This window comes from bacterium (assembly GCA_018814885.1).
Taxonomy (GTDB): Bacteria; Krumholzibacteriota; Krumholzibacteriia; order LZORAL124-64-63; family LZORAL124-64-63; genus JAHIYU01.
This window is the reverse complement of record JAHIYU010000095.1, coordinates 1-3,126: the sequence shown is the minus strand read 5'-3', so window position 1 is coordinate 3,126 and position 3,126 is coordinate 1. Positions and strand designations below refer to the sequence as shown.

At 71.1% G+C, this 3,126-nt stretch carries 3 protein-coding genes; 2 read left to right on the top strand and 1 reads right to left on the bottom strand.

The window, feature by feature from the left end:
- Positions 1–255 precede the first annotated feature (255 nt).
- Positions 256–678 (bottom strand): 23S rRNA (pseudouridine(1915)-N(3))-methyltransferase RlmH, encoded by a 423-nt coding sequence (locus KJ554_05900; GenBank protein MBU0741872.1) that lies wholly within the window; start codon positions 676–678, stop codon positions 256–258.
- A gap of 217 nt (positions 679–895) precedes the next feature.
- Between KJ554_05900 and KJ554_05895 the strand changes: the two genes are divergently transcribed.
- Positions 896–2,518, top strand: a complete 1,623-nt coding sequence (locus KJ554_05895; protein ID MBU0741871.1) for a C69 family dipeptidase — start codon at positions 896–898, stop codon at positions 2,516–2,518.
- A 10-nt stretch (positions 2,519–2,528) separates the two neighbouring features.
- Positions 2,529–3,126: amidohydrolase family protein (locus KJ554_05890; GenBank protein MBU0741870.1), on the top strand; the 598-nt coding region annotated here is incomplete at its 3' end.

Here is a 3,126-nt window from a genome sequence, read left to right as displayed (position 1 = left end):
TCGATCACGACCAGCGCGCCGGGGGTGCCGGTGAGGATGAGGGTCGCGCCCGCGGCGGGCAGCGCCAGCACCGTCAGCGCGAGCGCCGCGAGCAGGCCGCGTCCGCGCGTGGGCCGTGGGGTGGGGATCATCGGTGGAACTCGCCTTCGCTGAATAGGGTGCTGCGAACCGGGCAACAGTATAGGGAACGGCAGGGCCGGCGTCCAGATATCCGGAGGCTTCTCGAACAAGGACGAGGGCCGGGGGTTCCGGTCCTCACGCGCGATGGTACGGATGGTTGCGGCCGATGGCCAGCCCGCGGTAGATCTGCTCCAACAGCAGGTAGCGCGCGGTCTCGTGGGTGAAGGTCAGCGGGGACAGGGAGAGGATGCGGTCGGCGCGCTTCCTGGCCGCGCCGCCGAGACCGTCCGGACCGCCGATCAGGAACGTGGGCGAGCCGTGGGACGCCAGCACCGACGAGAATTCGCGCGAAGACATCGGATCGCCCCGCTCGTCCAGGGCGTGGACGGGACCGGTGCCGAGCTTCTGCAGCATGGCCGCCGCCTCGCGGTCGGGGTCCTGGTCCTTCAGCTCGATGATCTCCAGGGCGGACCAGCGGCCGATGCGCTGGGCGAAATCGGCGCAGAGCTCCGCCAGATGGGGGTCCTTCATCCTGCCCACGGCGAGGAGGCGGATCATGTGCGGGCTCCCGGCATCCGAGGGATCACTGCTCCGCTTCGCGCTTCGCGAGGCGCTCCGCGACGACCCCTCGGATGTCGGGAGCCGGTACGGGTTGCCTCGTCTTCGGCAGGATGAAGGACGGGGGTGGGGTTGTCCAGGGGCGTGATATGCTGGACAGGGCGAGCGACATTCTTCATCATGCGAGGAAACATCCCCGCGCCGAACGGAGATCCCCATGATCCGCGCATTACCCGCCTTCTCCGCCCTGCTCCTGCTCGCCGCCCCCGCCCCCGCCTGCACCAACCTGCTGGTCACCCCCGGCGCCTCGGCCGACGGCTCGGCGTTCGTCACCTACACCTGCGACGGCGTCTTCCACGCCATCCTGCGCCGTCAGCCGGCGCGGGACCACGAGCCCGGCGCCGTCTACCAGATCCGCCACTGGGACGGCGCCGTCCACGGCGAGATCCCGCAGGTCGACCACACCTACGCCTACGTGAACCTGATGAACGAGCACCAGGTGGCCATCGGCGAGACCACCTTCGACGGGCGGCTCGAGCTGCAGAACCAGGACGCGATGCTCCACTACTGGACCCTGATGCAGCTGGCCCTGCAGCGCGCGCGCACCGCCCGCGAAGCGGTCGAGGTCATCACCTTGCTGGCGGAGGAATACGGCTACCGCAGCACCGGCGAGTCGTTCTCCATCTGCGATCCGCGCGAGGTCTGGCTGCTGGAGATGATCGGCTGCGGCGCCGGCGAGATCGGCGCGGTGTGGGTCGCGCGCCGCCTGCCCGACGGCACGGTCAGCGCCCACGCCAACATGGCCCGCATCGGCGCGTTTCCCACCGACGACAAGAACACGCTCTATTCCGACAACGTCTTCGAGGTGGCCATCCGCAACGGCTGGTACGATCCCGACGCGGGCGCGCCCTTCAACTTCCGCGACGTCTACGACCCGGCCGCGCCCCGGAAGAAGCGCTACACCGCGACGCGCGTCTGGAGCCTGCTGCGCCGCGCCGCGCCGTCGCTCGAGTTGAGCCCCGACTTCCACCGCGGCGTGCCCGGCACCGTCGATTACCCGCTGTGGGTCGAGCCCGACGAGAAGATCACCCTGGCCGACGTCCGCGACCTGATGCGCGACCACTACGAGGGCACCGACTTCGACATGTCCGTCGGCGTGGACGCCGGGCCCTTCGGCAACCCCAACCGCTGGCGACCCATGGGCTGGGAGCAGGACGGGGCCAGCTGCACCTGGGAGCGCCCCATCTCCACCCAGCAGACCGGCTACTCCATGATCGCACAGTGCCGCCGCGGCCTGCCCGACATGATCGGCGGTTGCCTGTGGTACGGCGTGGACGACACCTACACCACCGTCTGGATCCCCCTCTACGCGGGCGTCGCCGGCATCCCCGCGTCCTTCGCCACCGGCAGCCTGGACGCGTTCTCGTGGGACTCGGCCTGGTGGATCTTCAACCTCGTCGCCAACTACGCCTGCCTGAAGTACGACTACATGATCGAGGACATCCGGGCGGTGCAGCGCGAGCTGGAGGACGGCCTGGACGCCATGCGGCCGGCCGTGGAGCAGACCGCCCTACGCCTGCACGCCGAGGATCCCGCGTCGGCGGCCGCCTATCTGACGACCTACGCGGTATCCACGGGCGAACGCGTCTTCGCGCGCTGGCGCGCCCTGGCCGGCGAGCTGATCACCCGCTACAACGACGGCTACGTGCGCACCGACGGGCACGCCGAGGAGGTCGGCTACCCCGAGGCCTGGCGCCGCGACGTGCTGCGCCTGCGCCCGGAACAGTTCAGGCTGCCGGCGGAGCAGCCCGACAGCCTGCAGACGGACTTGCCGTACTAGGAGGACCCCGATGCGTTGCGTACTCGCCCTGATGATGGTTTTCGCCGCCGCGTCGCTCGCCGGCGACGAACCGCCCGAGGAGACCGACACCGCCGTGCGCATCTTCACCGGTCCGGTGTTCTGGACCGGCGACCCGACGGCGCCCGAGGCCGCGGCGATCGCCGTCGACCGCGACGGCCGCATCCTCGAAATCTACGGCGAGACGCCCCGCGACACGCCGTGGGAGATCGTGCGCCTGCCCGGCGCGCTGGCGCTGCCCGGCCTGCACGACGCCCACATGCACGTCTCGGGCCTCGGCAAGCTGCGCGAGCAGGTGATGCTGATGGACGCGCGCTCGGCGGCCGAGGCGGCGGCGCTCACGGCGAAGTGGGCGGCCGAACATCCCGAGGCGCAGGTCATCCGCGGCCGCGGCTGGGACCAGAGCCGCTGGCCGGGCGGGGCGTTCCCCACCTGGGGCGACCTCGAGGGCGTCTCGGACCGGCCGGTCTGCCTGCGCCGCGTGGACGGTCACGCCGCCTGGCTCAACCGCGCCATGCTCGACCTGGCCGGCATCGCGCGCGGCGCCGTCGATCCCGACGGCGGCCGCATCCTGCGCGACGCCGCCGGCG

Bases quoted from the DNA above. Each gene is read 5' to 3' on its own strand.
- KJ554_05900 (MBU0741872.1), bottom strand. From the start codon at position 678: ATGATCCGCCTCCTCGCCGTGGGCAGGATGAAGGACCCCCATCTGGCG.
- KJ554_05895 (MBU0741871.1), top strand. From the start codon at position 896: ATGATCCGCGCATTACCCGCCTTCTCCGCCCTGCTCCTGCTCGCCGCC.